Annotated in this window: 12 protein-coding genes and 1 pseudogene; 5 read left to right on the forward strand and 8 right to left on the reverse strand. The window is 36.5% G+C overall.

Annotation, left to right across the window (positions count from 1 at the left end):
* Positions 1-761: 761 nt before the first annotated feature.
* Both BLW28_RS06160 and BLW28_RS06165 read left to right on the forward strand, forming a co-directional pair.
* Positions 762-1,637: pseudogene (locus BLW28_RS06160) on the forward strand (DUF5996 family protein); the annotation flags it as partial.
* Between the two features lie 155 nt (positions 1,638-1,792).
* The gene (locus BLW28_RS06165; RefSeq protein ID WP_073216539.1) at positions 1,793-2,110 is read left to right on the forward strand and encodes a GNAT family N-acetyltransferase; all 318 of its coding nucleotides are present in this window, start codon (positions 1,793-1,795) and stop codon (positions 2,108-2,110) included.
* 195 nt (positions 2,111-2,305) lie between these two features.
* Here BLW28_RS06165 and BLW28_RS06170 read toward each other — a convergent pair whose 3' ends face one another.
* The 3 genes from BLW28_RS06170 to BLW28_RS06180 form a co-directional block, all read right to left on the reverse strand.
* Positions 2,306-3,793 (reverse strand): T9SS type A sorting domain-containing protein, encoded by a 1,488-nt coding sequence (locus BLW28_RS06170; RefSeq protein ID WP_073216542.1) that lies wholly within the window; start codon positions 3,791-3,793, stop codon positions 2,306-2,308.
* 19 nt (positions 3,794-3,812) lie between these two features.
* Positions 3,813-6,125, reverse strand: a complete 2,313-nt coding sequence (locus BLW28_RS06175; protein ID WP_083540683.1) for a T9SS type A sorting domain-containing protein — start codon at positions 6,123-6,125, stop codon at positions 3,813-3,815.
* A gap of 107 nt (positions 6,126-6,232) precedes the next feature.
* On the reverse strand, positions 6,233-7,864 hold the full coding sequence (locus tag BLW28_RS06180) for a tetratricopeptide repeat protein (RefSeq protein ID WP_073216549.1): 1,632 nt from the start codon (positions 7,862-7,864) through the stop codon (positions 6,233-6,235).
* A gap of 265 nt (positions 7,865-8,129) precedes the next feature.
* Here BLW28_RS06180 and BLW28_RS06185 point away from each other — a divergent pair, with 265 nt between their 5' ends.
* Positions 8,130-9,794, forward strand: coding sequence for an ABC1 kinase family protein (locus tag BLW28_RS06185; RefSeq protein ID WP_073216552.1), 1,665 nt, complete (start codon positions 8,130-8,132; stop codon positions 9,792-9,794).
* Positions 9,795-9,908: 114 nt separating this feature from the next.
* On the opposite strand, the gene BLW28_RS06190 is transcribed toward BLW28_RS06185, so the two are convergent.
* The 5 genes from BLW28_RS06190 to BLW28_RS06210 all read right to left on the reverse strand — a co-directional run bounded on the left by BLW28_RS06190 (position 9,909) and on the right by BLW28_RS06210 (position 17,181).
* Positions 9,909-12,398 (reverse strand): DUF5686 family protein, encoded by a 2,490-nt coding sequence (locus BLW28_RS06190; RefSeq protein ID WP_073216556.1) that lies wholly within the window; start codon positions 12,396-12,398, stop codon positions 9,909-9,911.
* A gap of 207 nt (positions 12,399-12,605) precedes the next feature.
* The gene (locus tag BLW28_RS06195; RefSeq protein ID WP_073216558.1) at positions 12,606-13,370 is read right to left on the reverse strand and encodes an exodeoxyribonuclease III; all 765 of its coding nucleotides are present in this window, start codon (positions 13,368-13,370) and stop codon (positions 12,606-12,608) included.
* Between the two features lie 79 nt (positions 13,371-13,449).
* Positions 13,450-14,913 (reverse strand): magnesium chelatase, encoded by a 1,464-nt coding sequence (locus BLW28_RS06200; RefSeq protein WP_073216561.1) that lies wholly within the window; start codon positions 14,911-14,913, stop codon positions 13,450-13,452.
* Positions 14,914-14,997: 84 nt separating this feature from the next.
* On the reverse strand, positions 14,998-16,119 hold the full coding sequence (locus tag BLW28_RS06205) for a vWA domain-containing protein (RefSeq protein ID WP_073216563.1): 1,122 nt from the start codon (positions 16,117-16,119) through the stop codon (positions 14,998-15,000).
* Positions 16,120-16,212: 93 nt separating this feature from the next.
* Positions 16,213-17,181 carry an App1 family protein gene (locus BLW28_RS06210; RefSeq protein ID WP_073216566.1) on the reverse strand — a complete coding sequence of 323 codons (969 nt, stop codon included), beginning with the start codon at positions 17,179-17,181 and terminating at the stop codon, positions 16,213-16,215.
* A 62-nt stretch (positions 17,182-17,243) separates the two neighbouring features.
* On the opposite strand from BLW28_RS06210, the gene BLW28_RS06215 reads away from it, so the two are divergent.
* Both BLW28_RS06215 and BLW28_RS06220 read left to right on the forward strand, forming a co-directional pair.
* Positions 17,244-18,158, forward strand: a complete 915-nt coding sequence (locus BLW28_RS06215) for a diacylglycerol/lipid kinase family protein (protein ID WP_073216569.1) — start codon at positions 17,244-17,246, stop codon at positions 18,156-18,158.
* Positions 18,155-19,369: a bifunctional alpha/beta hydrolase/OsmC family protein gene (locus BLW28_RS06220; protein ID WP_073216572.1), complete on the forward strand. Its 1,215-nt coding sequence runs from the start codon at positions 18,155-18,157 to the stop codon at positions 19,367-19,369. The genes BLW28_RS06215 and BLW28_RS06220 overlap by 4 nt, the downstream gene beginning before the upstream one ends.
* Positions 19,370-19,509 lie beyond the last annotated feature (140 nt).

Genomic DNA, 19,509 nt, shown 5'->3' on the forward strand with positions numbered 1-19,509 from the left:
AGAACTAAAAAGAATCCCGATCGAAAGTCGGGATTTTTTTGTTTAAAGGATTTCTACTGTCACACTGAGCGCAGCCGAAATAGCGGATCAAGTCCAAAAGTTGGGATCAAGTCCAAAAGTTGTGGGATTTCAGGATTATGCAAAAATTGTTGTTAGTCTAAATAGGAAAAAATGGATCAAGAACAATTGTTGTGTTTATGCAAAAATTGTAGTTAATCTAAATAGAAAGAATTATATGTTTTTAGCTCCTCTGAACTATGCGGATTCGACTGCGCTACTCTGATATACGTAAGTTTTAAAACAGTGTGTTTTATGGCAATTTATGTTCCTGGTTTACGATAGCAAAGCGTATTCTAAAAATCTCTTTTTACGCAACATAAAAGCAAGGTTGAATATATGATATATGAATATAATACGCTTAATATACGCTACAAACACGCTACAAACACGCTATAAATACGCTATAAAGATACTGTAATCATACTTTAATTATAGAGCTGCTTGCGAAGTGCACTGTGCGCAAAAAATAGAATCGTTATAACTATGGCGGGGTTCGACCTTGGTTTATCCTGAGGGTAGCCGAAGGGCTCAATATGAACTACGTCCAAGTGCATCAAACGTCCCAAACACAAAATTACCCAGCTGTTTTTTTGATGAAATTCCACAGATTGATTATCTTATCATCTAAATTTTGATTTTAAAAATTTAAAACATCAACTATGGGAACTAAAAAATGGCCAGTATAATCGTTTGAAAAGGGCAAAGAAACCTACGAAACATTACATCTGTGGACGCAAATAATCGGAAAAATTAAGTTGGAACTAAACCCTTGGGTTAATCATTCGTGGCATACCACCTTAAGAGTTAACACCAATGGCTTGACTAGCGGTCCCATTTTTGCCGAAGGAAAACAAGTTGAGATTAGCTTGAACTTTTTAGAACACCAATTAACTATAATTTCGAGTGAAAACGAAAAGAAAAGTTTTGAACTAGAAAACCTTAAAGTTTCAAGTTGCTACAACAAGGTTTTAAACTATCTAAACGAAATAGGTATTGAAGTTAAAATAAATACGCTTCCCAACGAAATGGTAGACCCCATCCATTTCCACGAAAATCATACCGGCACATACAATAAAGAAGCAGCTACCAATCTGCATAAAGCATTGATAAAAATCAACCAAGTTTTTTATGACTACCGCTCTCAGTTTTTAGGCAAAAGCAGTGAAGTAATGTTTTTTTGGGGCAGCTTTGATTTAGTCGTTTCCAGATTTTCAGGCAAGGAAGCACCATTGCACCCAGGAGGTTTTCCTAATCTTCCTGATTGGGTAACACAGGAGGCGTATTCACACGAAGTAATGAGTTGTGGTTTTTGGCCTGGAGATAAGAACAATCCGTCTGCCGCATTTTATAGCTACATCTACCCAGCGCCAGAAGGGTTTGAGGAAGCAACCATAAAACCCAGCAGCGCCTACTTTCACAAAAACCTTAGAGAATTCGTTTTGAACTATGAAGATGTTCAAAAGGCAGACAATCCTTCTAAGATGTTAATGGAGTTTCTTCAAAGTAGTTACAGCACCGCAGCCAATCTCGCAGGTTGGGACACAGATAAATTAAAACTAAAACTAAATAAAAAATAGTGTTTTTGAAATAGGTCTACACCCTACCCTATTTAATAAAAACAAGTTTTTGAAGCCTTTATTTGACTTGTAAGTGGTTAGTCCTACGTAATACAAATCATAACTTTACGCCTAGTGCAATTGAAAAGATAGTCTGAATTAAAAAAATTGAAATTATGAATACCGAATACTTTAACATCCCCTTAGTTAAAAACGTAGCTAAAAAACGCTTCGAAATTGAAATCGATGGCCATTATGCCTTTATAGATTACAAGGAACCTGGTGATAAAATTGCATTAATTCATACCGAAACCGACCCTGAGTTGGCAGGAAAGGGCGCTGCAGCTGCTGTAGTAGAAAAAACCTTGCACTACCTCGATGAAAATAATATCCAATTACTCCCTTTTTGTCCTTATGTATTCGCATATATAAAGAAGCATCCAGAATGGAAGCGTATAGTAAGCCTGAAATTTAAAGGATACGACGACCTATAGGTAAGCATTATGATAATCAAACATCTATGCTAAACAGAGGGGCATAAATTGAAATACATTCTATTTAATAAACTTCCCTATGTCACACTGAGTATTCTAAGATAAAAAAATAAATCCCCTAATTCCAGTTAGGAATTGGGGGATGGGGAATACATTAAAAAAGGGAATTTAGGGATGCAATTAATCTTTTGAAAATTACTTTTTAATTAATTTTTGAATGGTGCTTGAGCCGTTTTCAAATTCAATTTCTACTACATAGATTCCTTTAGAAAATCCTTGAACGTCTAGTGTTAATCTATGGTTATTTATGGCCTTCATCTCTTGAATAACGACGCCATTAATTGAATAAACAAAAATGTTGTTTATAGCTTTAATACTGCTTTCAATAGTATATGTATTTTCTGCTGGATTTGGGAAGGCTGTTATTTCACTGATTTTTGAATTAAAGTCTTCACTTCCCAAGGTGGTGGATTTAAAAATATATGCTGAACCTGCTCTATCTACAGGGTTTTCGCCATTTTCATCTTCATCTTCCCAAGGAGCACCAACCATTATTTGGTCTTCATACATAGACACTGCCCAGCCGAAAAAATCTTCTGAAACGCTGTCTTCACCTTGGATAATTTGAGTTTCCATCCATTGACCCGAAGCATTTTCCTGAAACATAAACACTTCGCCTTGGGTAAAAGCGTAAATATGAGGTGCGCTGACTACTACGTTGTTTCCTTTTATTTCACATTGCCAGCCAAAATGGGCATCTGTAATTTGAGTAGAAGAAACTAACTTTTGTACCTCAACCCAATTGCCAGAGGTGTCCTTCTTAAAAACATAGGCAGCTCCTTTAACCGAGTTATTTCCGTAGGCACCTACTACAATCGTTTCTCCATCGATACTTACCGAGGATCCAAAATAATCGCCAGATGCGCTATCGGATGCTGCAATCTCCTGTTCCATTACCCACAGACCATTGCTGTCTTTTACATATACATAGGCAGCACCTTTTAAACCATTCGATTCGTTTGCTCCAACAACCATGGTGTCCCCTGAAAGGGCCACAGAAATACCAAAAGTATCGTTGGAACCGGTTGGGTTTTCAATTTTCTGAACTTCATTCCAAATATCTTCAGAACGCTCAAAAACATAGACACTACCTACCCATCCGCCATCTGCTGGGGCGCCACTAACAATGGTTTCGCCTTCGGCATCGATAGTAGTATTGTTCATTCCTAACTTCGCATCGCTGCTATAGTCGCTCGCAACTAATTTAGTGCTGAAGTCCCACGAACTTCCGTTATAATCATAAACATACAGGGCTCCTGCGCGAACGGTGGTGCCAATATCGGCTCTACCTGAAGCCACTACAATATAGTCTTCTGCCATCTTTACGGCCCCTCCAAATTCCGCCATCTCTTGCGCATCAACTGGTATCAGCGTTTGAAAATGATTCCATTCACCATCTCTGTTTATTTCGTAAATATAAGCGGCTCCGGCAGCGATGTTATATCGGGGTGTTCCCGAGATAGCATAATCGCCTCTAATGTCGGTAGCTGTCCCGTATTCATCACGAGATTCGCGGTCTGGACTTACAACTTTTGCTTGTTGCGTATATTGAGCAGCAGCATTATACCCAAACAGTAGGCTGCCAATAAGAAGTAATTTTGGTAAAATAGTTTGTGTTTTCATTTTTGGTTGATTTAGATTATTATCGCTTTAAAAGGCGCTTAAAGGTTGTACCTTTCTCTGTTTCAATCTTAATTAAATGCATTCCAGCACGCAACATAGATATATCTATTTGCTGTGTGTTCCCTGAAACGTGAAGAATTTCCTGACCCGTAACGGTATAAATTGTTACGTTTTTTACAGCACTACTTTCGCTTGAAACATTTATAAAATCGGTTGCTGGGTTTGGAAAAAGGGATACTTCATGGGACTGCGCCATATCTGTTGTTCCAAGAGTAACCAGTTCAATATTGTATTTAACAAGTCCGGTATCAAAAGTTCCGAAGTACACATCGGCATTATCTTCATGAAACTGAATTGCTGAGCTACCGGCGTTTAGATATTCTAAGGCTTCACCTGGAATTATCTCCCAAGTTTCACCACTATCTGTAGAATAGATAATTCTAGTTTCTGATTGAGGAAATAAAAACCCATCAGAATAATGGTTGATTGCCACTATATGACCGTCAGTTTCTGAAGAGAAGGCAATGTTCTCTACAAACTCTTCAAATACTTGAGTCCAAGTAAGACCTGCATCTTCAGATAAAAAGATACCTTTTGTTGATGTTAATACGTATTCATCAGAATCTAGCGGGTTAATCGCTATTTTTAGAATTGTATCTCTTCCTTCCTCCAAGTTTTCTAATCCTTCAGAAGCCTCATCCCAAGTTAAACCTCCGTCGGTAGTAACAAACACTTTAGAACCTTGTGCAATTACTACACGTGATTCATCAATTGGGTCAATTACGAGGCCGTGACATAGCTCCATAATAGGAAGTGTAATATCATCAACTACTGGCGCAGCTGGGTCGGTAACGTCTATTCTTTTAATTTTGTCTCCAAAAGAAAACCAAACAATATTAGAATTGGTAGGGGCAGTAGCAAGTTCATAGATATTTAAGAACTCCATGGTAGTATACAACGCCATGTAGGTTTGACCGTGATCTGTGCTCATTTCAAGTGTCGAGTCCCATCCAAATCGGGCGCTATTGAAGATTCTGCCTGCCACTTCTTTATCAGCGTATGGAAAAGTAGTAGCGCCAAAGCTGTTGTTAAGCGAACGCATTCTTACCTCAGCTTCTTCCCCAGTGTCCATATTTCGGTGGATATATCCATTTCTTAAACCGTAGTATAAGTGAGTTTCTGTAGGGCTTGTAAAGAAATCTATTCGTCCAGTACTGTTTACAAGTGGATTTTCAAGTTTTTCAAGTGTAACCCCTCCATCAATAGATTTTAATGGATAAAAGTCGGTTCCAATAATAACCTCATTTGCTGTAAATGGATTAAATGTAACAGAAAGCCCGTAATGATAAGCCTCTGGATTAATTTCAGGATATACGTGATTTTCCCAAGTAACACCATTGTCGGTACTAATCGCGATTTCATTTTCTTCCAACACAATGATATTATCTGTATTGGTAGGATTGAAAGCTATTTGGTTAATATGGTCTGAAGACATAGAAGTCCAAGTAATAGGCACTATATTCCAAGTATCGCCTCCATCTAAAGATCGATAAAGATTTTCTTGGTGGCTGTCAAAGCCATAAAAGGTACCAAGCAAAATATCTTGGGGGTTGTTGGGATTAAATGTTATGGCACTGTAATTATTTCCAGCTATTTTTTCAGTCCAAGTATCGCCTCCATCTAGACTTAGGTACAAGCCTCCAAAATCTCTACCCGTGGCAACTCCGCGCATAATGAATAGCTTATTAGCATCATCTGGAGCAATTGCCACATTGTTGACTGAAATTCCACCATTATGAGGTGCATAATAAATGCTCTCCCAGGAAATACCTCCATCGGTGGTGAAAAACACTTCACTTGTGAAATTAAAATCTACTGAAAAGGTAGTGTGTAGTATTGCTATATCGTTATCTGCTTCGTAAACGTCATAGCTGGCGATTAGGATATCTGATTGATGAGAATTGGGGGCACTAAAAGTTCGCTCTACACTCCCATCTTCTGGATTAATTATAACCACCTTGTTATAATCAGTACCTTCTGCTTTTACAATAAAACTTAAGTTATCGCCGTCGTTCATAAGTCGCAATGCACTCAGCGTGCAGTATTGATCCATTGGTTCACTATATAAGATTTCCCAAGTTTGTCCGCTGTCTTCAGATTTAACAATATGGTTTCCCACTGTTCGCGCATACAGGGTATTTTCTTGATCGTTATCATAAACGATGTCAAAGATTTGCCCATACTCTGGATTAGCAGAAAATTCCATTTGTGCATTGGCAGTAAATACAAAGCCCATTAATAGGCATGTAAAAAGTGTAATAGTTCGTAGCATGAGTTTTTTGTTTTAGTTGTAGGGTAAAATTAGTATCTACAAGGGATTAGGCCACAAAAAGTAGCGTGACATTTCGTGACATGGAGGTAAGAAGGTGTGACAAGCAACTATATATTGGAAATATAGGCGCTCAGGCTCATTTCTTCAGGGATGTTTAGTTTTTTGCTAATTCGTTCTTTTCGTTTTCTACACGACTGTGGAGTAATATTTAGAAGTGAAGCAATCTCATTATTACTTAAATTCATATAGAGATAGATTACAAAACGAATATCCTGTTGAGTCAATTGTGGATGTAACTGGAGAAGTCTGTTAGTGAAATCGGGATTCACTTCCTCAAAATGACTAAAGAAACTATCTAATTGTGGGTTTTTCTTTAAGTGTTTACTCAATTCCTTTATCTGAGTCAGAATTTCTGGTTGGGCCTTTATCTGAGGATTTACCGTCAAGACATCCACAACTTCTTGAATTAATTCATTTCTACTAGACAGGTATAGCGCCTTAGAAGTTAGTTTTCTGTTTTTCTTATCCAATTCATTTCTAAGACGCTCCTGCTCCAAAAGAACTTGAGTTTGTTGTTCGCGTACTTGCCTTTCTGCCAAAAGTCGCTTGTTTTTTTCCTGCTCTAATTCCAGTTCAGAAATTTTCTTGCGTTGTTTGTGGCGTGCTAGATAACTTAGGAATATCCAAACTAACAAAATCAGTAATAACCCAACACTAATAGTAACTGCATAAAAAAAACGTCTTTCTTTTTGTAACAATTTCCGGCTCTCACTTAATTCGTGGGCATAATTTTGAAGCTCAAATTTAATTTTGTTGTTTTCATAAAGCGTATTATTTCTGGTTTGCTGAAGAATATCTCTGGATATCAGCACACTGTCTTTAAAAATTAACGCAGCATCGTAATTTCCCAAATTTGCTTGGGCGCGCGAGAGCGCATTGTAAATATCTTCTCTATTCTCTAGGCGAATAGACGTATTGCGAGCTTCTTGAGCATAGGCGAGTTCTTTACTTGCATCGCCTTCTTTTTCGGCTATTTGAGATAACAACAGTAAAATAAAAACCCTGTTATCTGTATTTGCTTCCCCTTTCATTTGTGGCAATAGATTGAGAGCAAAATTTTTTGATTCCCGGTATTTTTCTCTAATAAATAGATTTTCAGCCATAGCAAGATTCGCCATTAGAACAATATCGGGCTTGTTTTTAACCAGTGGCAAGGCTTCCTGAATGTATTCTAGAGCTGCATCTGGAATATTTAATTTGTTGGAAACCAGCGCTAGGTTAATGGCATAATAGCCGTGTTTGCTTTTGTCCTGTTGGTCAAAACTAAGCTTATAGGCCTTTTCAAAATATTCCTTTGCCTTAGGAAGCTCACTTTCCTGAAAGTATAATATTCCAATATTATTGAGCACAGTAAGTTCATCTTTGGTTTCAAGATGGGCAATGGCTATTTCGTAGGCTTTTAAATAATAATTTAAGGCTTCTCCAAAATCGGACATTAAATAATAATTGGAGCCCGTATTCAAAATTGCCCTGAATGCAGTTTGATGCCATTGGTTTTCTTCGGCTATAGTCGACGCTTGAAGGAGCACCTCCAGAGATTGCACGTGTTGTTTTTCAAACATCAGGGCTACTCCTTCTTCTACAAGCTTATCACACTGCTCTTGGTTAATGGATTGACCATAACCGAGGGATGCAATAATGAGAAATACGAAGAGTAGATATTTTCTTAAAAAACTCACGTCAATTTTTTGAGACGAAAATATAAATATTTATAACAAGTGCTTCATGTTTTGGAACGACAATGATGTTAAACATTATTTCGTTACGACTATGCAGGGTTTGACCTCGGTTTATCCAGCGCGCAGTCGAAGCACTCAACTTGACATCTAGAATAGCCAGTAAAAACATAATTTTTTATACCACTCCGAGCCGGAAATGCTATAATTTAATTAAAGTTAATTCTATAACACAAGATTTTTCGTAGCTTTCAGGAAAAACTACATTATGAGTCTATTGCCAGATCAGTACGATAAATACCTTCGCTTTTTTCAGTTTATGATTAAATATTGGAATAGTGATGTGTTTTCCATTCCGGAAGAACAAGTTTCAGGGTCTGATAATGATAATAAGCCTGATGAATTTGGTGACAGCCCTGAAGAACTAGCAGAAGATTTAAAAGCAATGGGACCTACCTATGTAAAATTAGGGCAATTACTTTCTACCCGTCCAGATTTGCTTCCGCCCCACTTTATGAAAGCTTTAGCTACCCTCCAAGACGATGTAGAAGTAGTAGATTATCAAGTAATAGAACAAATTTTCAGAGAAGAAATTGGTGTACGTATTTCCAAAGCTTTTGCTTCTTTTGAAAAAGAACCGTTAGCGAGTGCCTCCATTGGGCAAGTTCATAAAGCCGTTATGCATTCGGGGAAAGTTGTGGCAGTAAAAATACAACGACCTGGAATTCGAAAACGGTTTATAGAGGATTTAGATGCTTTAATGGCATTGTCTGAAAAGGCTGAAAAATTTAGTGAAACTGCTCGAAACTATGCTGTTCACGACGTTATTGAAGAGTTGCGTTATATTCTTTTAAAAGAATTGGATTATACCTTGGAAGCACAAAACCTCAGCACGTTAAAAAGCAATCTTCAAGATTTCCCTAATATCTTTATTCCTGCGCCTATAAACGACTATTGCTCATCGCGCGTACTCACAATGGAATTTGTGGAAGGTGGAAAAATAACCAAAATCTCTCCACTAAAACGATTGGAAGTTAATCTCGAACCGCTGGTAGACGACTTGGTTAAAGCATACCTAAGTCAAATAATTGTAGACGGATTTGCACATGCAGATCCGCATCCGGGCAATGTATATCTCACTCCAGACACAAAAATAGCTTTAATGGACTTGGGAATGGTAGCCAAGTTTAGCGATGAATTGCAGGAAACGATTTTAAAATTAATGATTGGCCTAAGCAATTACGACAGTGCACGAGTAACGAATATTTTACTCTCTATTAGCACGTATAATGAAAATGATGTGGACTTAGACCTTTTTAGAAAAATGATTGCTCGAAAAGTGCAAGAAAGTGAAAACCAAAAGGCAAAGGATTTACAAACTGGAAGAACGATTATCGAAATTAATCAAATAGCCGCAAAAGAAGGGATTCATATTCCTGTTGAACTTAATATACTTGGGAAAATATTATTAAATATGGATCAGATTGTTGCGCACCTTAGCCCTGAGTACGATATGCACAACACGGTTAAGGAGTATGTGCATTTGTTGATGCAAAAGCGAATGAAAGACAACCTGAAACCAGCAAATTTGATGGAGTTGTTCTTAGAAATGAAAGAACTGACTGAAAACCTTCCCTTTCGACTCAATAAATTTACAGAAAACTTAGCTGAAAATAAGATTCGAGTAAAAGTTGATGCTATAGATGAGCATCGTTTTACTGAAGCCTTTCAGAAAGTAGCAAACCGAATAACGGCAGGTTTAATTATTGCTGCGCTAATTGTAGGTGCCGCAATGTTAGTGCGTGTGCCCAGCTCTTGGACTATTGGCGGCTATCCTGCCTTTGCCTTTTTTCTATTTATTATCGCTGCAATTATCGGACTTTACCTCTTGTATCAAATTCTAATCAAAGACGAAATGAAACGGAAAAAGTAATTTGCATTTAAAAATTGAAATGGTTTTAACCATAGGGGAGTCGACCTTTGTTTACCCTGAGCGCAGCCAAAGGTCTCACCTTACCATTTGGAATAACACTTTACAAGCTTCAACCTATATTCCCAGAATATTTAAGAACTTTAAACCGAGTACAATTTCGCTGTCGCTCTTTCCGCTGTAAAAAGAGCGAACATAATCTACACGAACCATTCTGAATTTTCCAATCCCGATGTTATCTAGACCCACAGAAAATTCGGAGTAAGGTTTTCGTTCCTCAATACTTAAATAATGCGCACCTACAACTAAGTTTAGGTTAAGCGTATTGATTCCTGGGATTTTACCTAATATCCACCCACGGAAGTTATGTTCAAGGTGTCCTTCAAAATAGGCTTGTCTGGTACTGTATTCGTAACTGTGCAAAAGATTGAATATATTTATATATGTTCTGGTTGTTCCTAACCAAGTTTCATCTCCGTTAAAATGCTTGAAATCGACAAAGGAAATTCCATCGCTATTTACAAAGCCACCACCTTTAAATAAATATGAAAAGCTTCCCTTATTTCCGAAAGTAACTGACTGCCCTAGCCTTCCTTCAAATTGTGTAAATTCATATTGTTTTTTAGATGGAAAACTTCCGTTGGTTACCACTAAATTAAATTCAGGATATTTTTCATTATCTACGCTGTATCGGTAATCTGGATTAGAGAAATATTGCTGTGCAAAGTTTATTTTAATTCGAAATTTACTTTTTAAAATATTGTGTTCTTCAATAGCCGCACTATTAAAATTATCTGGTGCCAACGGATCGTTACTGGTATAGTGCTGGTTTTTATGCTGTATAAAAACGTAATCGGAATTGTTAAACAACGGCTGTCTGTTTTCATAACTCACACGTCCATATAAATGTAAACCATTAAAAACCTCCTGTCCGTATGCTATTTGTGCAAAATTAAGTTCATACAGCTTCATATGGTTATTCTCATAAAGAAGCGTTGAAACAGTATTCTTAATAGGTGAAATTGGTTTAGAATCGTTAAATTGTGTAGGCTTACTTCCTCCCGAAATAGCAATTGTCTGCTTATTCACTTGGTTAAAAACACGAATTACACTACCATTTACTCTAAATCGATCTTCCGAAAGCCCATAATTTCCAACTAGTTTGGCAGTAAGGGTATTGGTACGCTTTTTATTGTACCATTTATTAAAACTAAGCGCTACATTATCATTCCAACCTTGTACGGTGTTGAAATTAATTACTGGTAGCAAGCCTTCATAGTTAAAAAACCATTGTTCGTATAAATTTTGATATTTATAACCAAAGAAAGGGCTAAGTAAATCTGGTTTATTACCCACATCATCCAACGAATCTAAATAGGGCTTTGTTTGACGTAAATCTTGAATTTTCTCTCTTCTTATATAATCAAATGATTCTTCTGCAGACAAAGGTACTGGGCGCATTTCTTTCCAAAATTTGTTATCTCTATCGTAGGCCTGAGGAAGAAAAGAGATTACTTCATTCGTAAAAGAATTTTTATCGAATTTGGGGGTAAAATTGTAATTGCTATAAACACCGAGCGCACTACCTTCACCATCAATTCCCAATAGGCCAAAATCAAACTCAATGGTTTGCAGCATTTTTACCCAAAAGTTATTTTCTACATCAAACTTAAAGCTCTGTTTCACTTCTAATGTATTAAAGAATGGAATCTGAAGCTCACTGCCCGTAGTGTAAAGATCTACGCCGTATAATTGCCAATCGTTTTCGACAATATAAATATAGCCTTGCCAAACTCTTTCATAGGGTCGTCGTGGAATTACTTGAATTTTATTAATCAATTTAGACCCTTCATAAAAAACGCCTTCAAGTTTGTACTTATAATAATGTAACGCAGTGCTAGCTATAGGAGACAGTAACGGTATCCTGAAAACCACATTATCTTCATAAAACGAAAAATTCAAACTTTCGGCATTGTTAATGCGAAAACCGTTGTCGTTCCCTATTTCGTTGCTTGCTATTATTTTTTCTATAAACTTATCTGGTTTTTGGAAGGATATTTCTGAAATGTTTTCAGCTAGATAAATACTTCCCGAACGAGTAGAATCTAACGAACCTTCAAAATCACTTATTTTTTGACCGAATAATTTTTCAGGCACGTTTTTCATTTTCAACATGCCTCTAGAGTAAAAATGAGCTGTGTACTCGCTTAAGTTCTTAAGATTTTCTTTCTGTTTTTCGACGGTTTTTCGAATGATGCGATAAGCCGGGTCTTCTTCTGAACTCAGCACTACTTCATCTAATGCTGTGGTTTCTTCTTCTAAAACTACATTTAGAACGTATGGAAATGACGTTGGAGCAATGTTATATGAAACTGTTTTGTAACCCAAAGCCTTGAAACTGATTTTATATTCATTGTATTTTTGAGTTTTTGGCAGCGTTAACGAATAATCTCCGTCATCATTTGAAGAAGTTCCAGAATAGCTTTTCTGAAGATAAATGGTTACATACGACAAAGGCTCACCTGCAGTGTTTGTAATGTTTCCGACAATTTGTGCCGAAACAGTAGTTGAAAGAAAGAAAACAAACAATATTAGGTTCCACCGCATATTAGGGCTTTAGATGCCTATAAAGATGCAAAAATAAATTTAAGAAGTTGGAAGTGAAGTTTTTTATTGAGTAAATGATTTATAAGTTATAAGTTATGAAAAATAAATTTTACTTTCCTTTCTCAAAACTGAAAACCAAATACATATCACCAATTTATACTGATGACTGCGGCTACGACTGAAAACTGACTACTCCAAACTGACTCACTAAAAACTCGTTTCCAACTGTACAGGGCAATGGTCAGAGCCGTAATACTGAGATAGAATTTCCACGTTCTTTATCTTTTCTATTAAGGATTTGCTTACAAGGAAATAGTCTATCCGCCAGCCAGTGTTGCGCTCACGAGATTTAAATCGATAACTCCAATAGGTATAGGCCACCTCCTCTGGATGAAAATGCCGAAACGTATCTACAAAACCAGCGTTAATTAGATTATCCATACCATCAATTTCTATTTGGGTGTACCCTGCAGTTTTATTGTAATTAGATTTATCGTTTTTAAGGTCTATTGCTCTGTGCGCCACATTTAAATCCCCACAAAGAATAACGGGTTTTGATTTTTCAAGATTTTTTAGGTAATTACGGAAGTCTTTATCCCACTTTTTTCTATAATCTAACCGCTCCAATTTTTGACCTGAATTAGGCACATAAACATTGACCAAATAAAAATCTTCAAATTCGGCACATTGCACCCTTCCTTCTGTATCGTGTTCTGCCACTCCCATGTCGTTTGTAACTGAGAGTGGTTTAGTCTTACTCAAAATTGCTGTTCCCGAATATCCCTTTTGCTCTGCCGAGTTAAAAAACTGATGATATTGGGTTAGATCTGCCAACGCTTTTTCAACCTCAGCATCTTGCGCCTTTGTTTCTTGAAGACATATAATATCAGGTTCTATTTTTGAAATATCTTCAAAGAAGTCTTTTTTTATTATTGCCCTAATACCATTTATATTCCAAGAAACTATTTTCATAATGCAGATGGATTTGCTTTTTAACCAATTAACAATTTGTGATTAACTATTTTTCTCTTCTAAATTTTATTATAAGCTATTACAGCCCGCTAATAAAACTACCATACAAATCTCTAAAATGTAGCCCATTTCCCAAACTCATTCTACTTAACTTTTTATTTTCGGCTAAAGCCCAAAGAATTACTTCTTTAAGGAAATAACTATCCTCTTTTGTGGTCTCGGGTTGATATTTGTCTATTAGTTGCTGCAATGGAATTATTCTATCCAATTCATTTTTGTATTCAGAATCTGAATATGCGTCGAGCAATTCGAAATCATTTTCTTCAAAGAACCACGCAACAATTTCGGCATACGGATCTTGATCATCCTGCTTGCTGAGTTTTTCAATTTTAGGAAACTTTTGTAAGAATATTGTGTTTACCGCATCCACAATTAATTGCTGGGCAACTTGCGAAACCCCTTCTTGTTCTCCTTCATAAACCAATTCTACCTTTCCTGTAATTGCAGGCACTACGCCTACAAAATCGCCTAATCTCACTGTAGTTTTTTCGTCGCCGTTTTGTAGTCCTCTTCTTTCGGCAGTACTTATTAGGTTTTCGAAGGCAGTAATACTCATACGTGCACTAACCCCACTTTTGGCATCTATAAAATCATTTTCGCGTGCTTCAAAACTTATCTGTTCTAAAATATCCCGAGCTAAATCTGGAACATAAATATTCGATTTTTCCTCCATAGCTTCTGCTGTTTCTTGTTCGGTAATCGCTCTGGCAGTTGTTATATCGTCGGGGTAGTGCGTTAATATTTGTGAGCCAATCCTATCTTTTAGCGGCGTTACGATGCTACCTCTGTTTGTGTAGTCTTCGGGGTTTGCTGTAAATACAAATTGAATATCTAATGGCAATCGCAATGCAAATCCGCGAATCTGTACATCACCTTCCTGAAGAATATTAAAAAGTGCCACCTGAATTCTGGGTTGCAAATCTGGTAATTCATTTATAACAAAAATACAACGGTTACTTCGAGGAATCATCCCGAAATGAATTACACGATCATCGGCATAATTCAATTTTAGGTTTGCTGCCTTTATAGGATCAACATCGCCAATAATATCGGCCACTGTTACATCGGGTGTGGCTAATTTTTCTGAAAAACGACTATTACGGTGCAACCAGTCTATTGGTGTGTCATCTCCTTTTTCTTCCATTAGGTTTTTCGCATAACGGGAAATTGGTGCAAAGGGATCGTCATTCACTTCACTCCCTTCTACAATTGGAATGTATTCGTCTAACAAGCCCACCATCTGGCGCGCCAATCGCGTTTTTGCCTGCCCGCGAAGTCCGAGCAAATTAATATTGTGTTTTGAAAGAATCGCACGTTCCAATTCTGGAATGACTGTCAGTTCATAACCATGGATACCCACAAACGAAGGCTCCTTCTTCAATATTTTCTGAAGTAAATTTCTACGTAATTCTTCCTTGATTGATTTTGGCTGGTAACCCGCTCTTTTGAGTTCACCGAATGTTTTTATGTTTTCTATTTTCATGCTATTTTTTTTTAATGGTACTCTACGCGAGTACAGACAGGTCACGACCTGTCTCTATGCGACCTGTCTGTACGCGACCTGTCTCTATCTAATTCGTTTTGTTCTATTCGTTTCATAATCACTAAAAATCATTTCACCCAGTCCTCTTAATCCTGTATAAAATGCTTTGCCTTTGTTGGCAGCCGTAAAATGCTCAACAAACTGCATTAAATACGGATCTTCGGCAATCATAAATGTAGTAATTGGAATGTGAAGCTTCCTTGCTTGAGCAGCCATAGAATAGCATTTTTCAACAATATAAGGATCTAAACCCATACTATTTTTATAATAACGACCATCTGGCAACTGAATACAACTAGGCTTACCATCTGTTATCATAAAAATCTGTTTGTTTGTATTTTTTTTCCGACGCAACATATCCATTGCTAATTGAAGCCCAGCCACTGTATTGGTATGATAAGGTCCCACTTTTAAATAAGGTAAATCCTTTAATTTAATAGGCCAAGCATCATTTCCAAATACTAAAATATCTAATGAATCTTTGGGGTAACGTGTAGCAATAAATTCGGAGAGTGCCATAGCCACTTTTTTGGCGGGTGTAATTCTGTCTTCACCATACAAAATCATACTATGGCTAATATCAATCATTAATACAGTGCTCATTTGAGTTTTGTACATCGTTTCCTCGACAACTAAATCGTTTTCAGAAAGTGTAAACTCGCCAATTCCGTGATTTATTTGAGCATTTTTTAGACTTTCGGTCATTGAAATTTGTTCTAAAGAGTCACCAAACCGATAATTTCTAAATTCTCCTGCTTGCTCATCCCCCCTGCCCGTAAATTTCGTTTTATGGTTTCCGGCACCGCTTTTTCGAAGTTTTCCGAAGATTTGCTCTAAGGCTTTTTTTCGTAATGCGCGTTCGGTTTTTTCTGTAATTGCCAGTCCGTTTTTTCCATCGGGTTTAACCTCTTCACGCAAATACCCTTTCTTTTTTAAATCCTCAACAAAGTCTTCCAAGGTATAATCTTCGGTTGTTAACTTGTATTCTTCATCCAATTGTTGCAACCAATCCATGGCTTCATCAAAATCGCCCGCAGTATGGGTAATTAATTCTTGAAAAACATCAAATAATTTTTCGAATGGTGATTGATCTTGAGGAATGTGTTTGGTGAAAACAAATCCGCTCTTATTTGCTTTGTAGTTCATTTTTTAAAAATAGTGTAATCTTTGTTTAAAATAAAAGCTGAAACGTTAAACTAATATCAAAACTCAAGAAGTAAAATTTTAGCCTATTGGCGTTTAGGCAATGCCCATTTTTTTTGAGTGCGCAATTGCTTCGCTACTATCTTTAAAATAGCAAATTGCCACATCCATAGATTTAATGTTTTCTAAAACCTTTTCAACCTTTCTCTTTTTTTTATGTGTGGTTTGACGAATGTAAATGGCTTTAATATTAAGTGGGAAATTTTTCACAACGCGCTCATACAAATAAGGATCTTTTTGAGAATCGTCTCCCAATAAAACATATTGTAAAGTAGGATAAAATCCGATAATGTCTTTAATTTTTTCAAACTTATGATCGTGACTTCCTCTTCCTGTAAATAGAAAATCAGAAATTCCTTTTTTAATTTTCTTCAATTTCATAACTCCTTTTGGAAGTTCATGAATTCTAATAAATGAATCGATAAATTCATATAAATTATATTCGCTGCTGGAAACGTAAAAAAATGAATTGGACGCTTGGGCACTCTCCTGTCCTGCCTTACTTAAAAATTGATAATGAGGTACTACGTCCTCAAAAACTTTTCGTTTGTTTATATTTTTAAGAAGCAGTACGTATAGCTTCTTAAAAAAATTACCACTGTGCGATACTAAAAACGTATCATCAATGTCAGAAATTACTCCTAGTTTGCTTTCAAAAGGCTTTAAAAGTTCTGCGCATTCAACAATTCCAAAGTCATATATTTTACAAACCACTTGATATGGATGCCACCCAGGCTCTAGCTCCTTATTATAAGGAATTGTGAAACGAAAATAACCGTCATCCATAGTTTTTGTGGTTACTTCCAAACCTCTAAACTTTAAGGTAACAGGCACATTATTCAGAGGTTTTATCCGGAACATATGAATAATTGAAACGGCGTGCTTAATTCCTTTTCGATCCAAACTGTAATGATCTGGCGACCACGACTGAAATACGTGCCCAAATACAATTAATTCTTCTTTATTTACATATCCGCGATATAATTTTAAGTCGAGTTTTACCAATTGAGAATTTGTTAACGATTTATCGTTTCCAAATTACTTAATTTTAAAATCAATATATCCCAATGAAATCTGAAAATTCAATACTACTAGTTGTAAACCCTATTGCGGGCGATTCGGACAAAACACCAATAATCAATTTGGTAACCTCTGAAGTTAAGGCGAAAAATCTAGATTTAGAAGTTTTTAAAACCACTGGTCAAGGCGACAAAGAAGCTATAGTTGAGTTCATAGCAAATCACAATCCTTCGCGGATACTAGTGGCTGGTGGCGATGGTACTATCTCGCTAGTAGCAAGTTGTATTTACGGAACAGAAATTTGTTTGGGTATAATTCCTGCTGGTTCTGCAAATGGAATGGCAGTGAATATAGGGCTTCCAACAGCTCTCAAAGAACAGATTAACATTGCGCTTTCTGGTGAAATATTGAAAACTGACGTGATTTTTGTAAATGATATAATGTGCCTTCATATTGCAGATTTGGGAATAAACGCAGAACTCATTAAAAATTATGAAAATTCGGGTATTCGAGGAAAATTAGGATATTTTATTCAATCCTTTCCAACACTTTTTAATTCTGATTTCCCTTTTGAATTTACTATTGAAGCCGATAATGAAGTTTTTAAAGAAACTGGTATTTTACTGGCAATTGCAAATGCTAACAAGTTTGGAACGGGAGCCAATATAAACCCCAATGGAATATTGAATGACGGAAAATTTGAAGTTCTGGTGTTTAAGAATCTCGATGTATTCGAAATATTGAAAACGACGCAGGAGAATCCAGAAATGTCATCAGATTTTGTCAAAGTTATTTCAATGCACAAAGCGAAAATCATCAGCAAATCAAAAGTTCCTTTTCAGGTAGATGGAGAATATATTAACGAGATTGAAACCGTAAATGCTTATATTAAGCACGAAATTTTATCTATTGCAGTTCCACAATCTTTTTTACAATCACATAATCTTAATAAGAAACCATGAGTATTCACAAAGTAAGTTTTAAAAATAAAAACAAGGAAGAACTCGCTGGTCGGCTAGAGCTACCAATAGATCAAAAACCGCACAACTTCGCAATATTAGCGCACTGTTTTACTTGCACAAAAAACCTAACTGCCATAAAAAATGTTGGGCGCGCATTAATTCAAGAAGGGTTTGGAGTTCTAAGATTCGATTTTACCGGCCTTGGTGAAAGTGAAGGAGATTTTGAAAACACCAATTTTTCTGGAAATGTAGAAGACCTTGTAGAAGCTGCCCAGTTTTTAGAACAAGAATACATAGCTCCTACTTTAATTATTGGTCACTCATTAGGCGGAGCCGCCGCTATTTTTGCTGCAGATCGAATTTCGTCGATAAAAGCTGTAGCTGTAATTAATTCTCCTAGCCACCCTTCACATGTTACCAACCTTTTAAAAAGTAGCACGGCCGAAATAGCTCAAAACGGAAAGGCAAAAGTGAATTTAGGAGGCATAGATTTCACTATTAAAAAACAATTTTTAGACGATCTTAAAAATAAACCCCTCCAGGAAGTGGTTAAAACCTTTAAAAAAGCACTTTTAATTCTACACTCTCCTATCGACAAAGTTGTTGGGATTGATAACGCTGAAGAAATTTATAAATCGGCACATCATCCAAAGAGCTTTGTGTCATTAGATGATGCTAACCACATGCTTTCCAATAAAGAAGATTCTGAATATGTAGGAAAGGTGATTGCTGGGTGGGCTTCAAGATACATAGAGCTTCCTGAAAAAAAACAAATACGTAGTAAAAGTCAAGTGACTGCTAGCTTGGATGGCGAACAAATATTTACAACTAATTTAAAAGTTGGAAGCCACAATTTAATTGCCGATGAACCTACAAAGTTTGGAGGTAACGACTTTGGACCTTCTCCCTATGAGTATGTATCTGGAGGATTGGCAGCGTGTACAGCTATGACTATTCAAATGTACGCAAGACGTAAAAAATGGGCAGTAGACAATGTTACTGTAAATGTAGACTATTCCAGAGACCACGCAGTAGATTGTAAAAATTGTGAAGATTCATCGGCTAAAATCGATACGTTTTCATTAGAAATAAAATTAGAAGGCAACCTTACCGAAGAACAGAAAGCAAGACTGATAGAAATTGGTGGAAGATGCCCGGTTCATAAAACATTAACCAGTGCAACTCAAGTTTTAACCAAACGAATTGATTAGTTAGATTTTGAATATTACTAGTATTACAGGTGTTATCTTTCGTATAGGGTTTTCGTTCCAATAAAAACACAGCTCAATAAAAGGCTTTCGTTAAATAACAGGATGTAATGCTAAGGTTTTAATAAAATTTTGTTTGAGCA

This window comes from Aequorivita viscosa (assembly GCF_900106795.1).
In the GTDB taxonomy this organism is placed as follows: Bacteria; Bacteroidota; Bacteroidia; order Flavobacteriales; family Flavobacteriaceae; genus Aequorivita; species Aequorivita viscosa.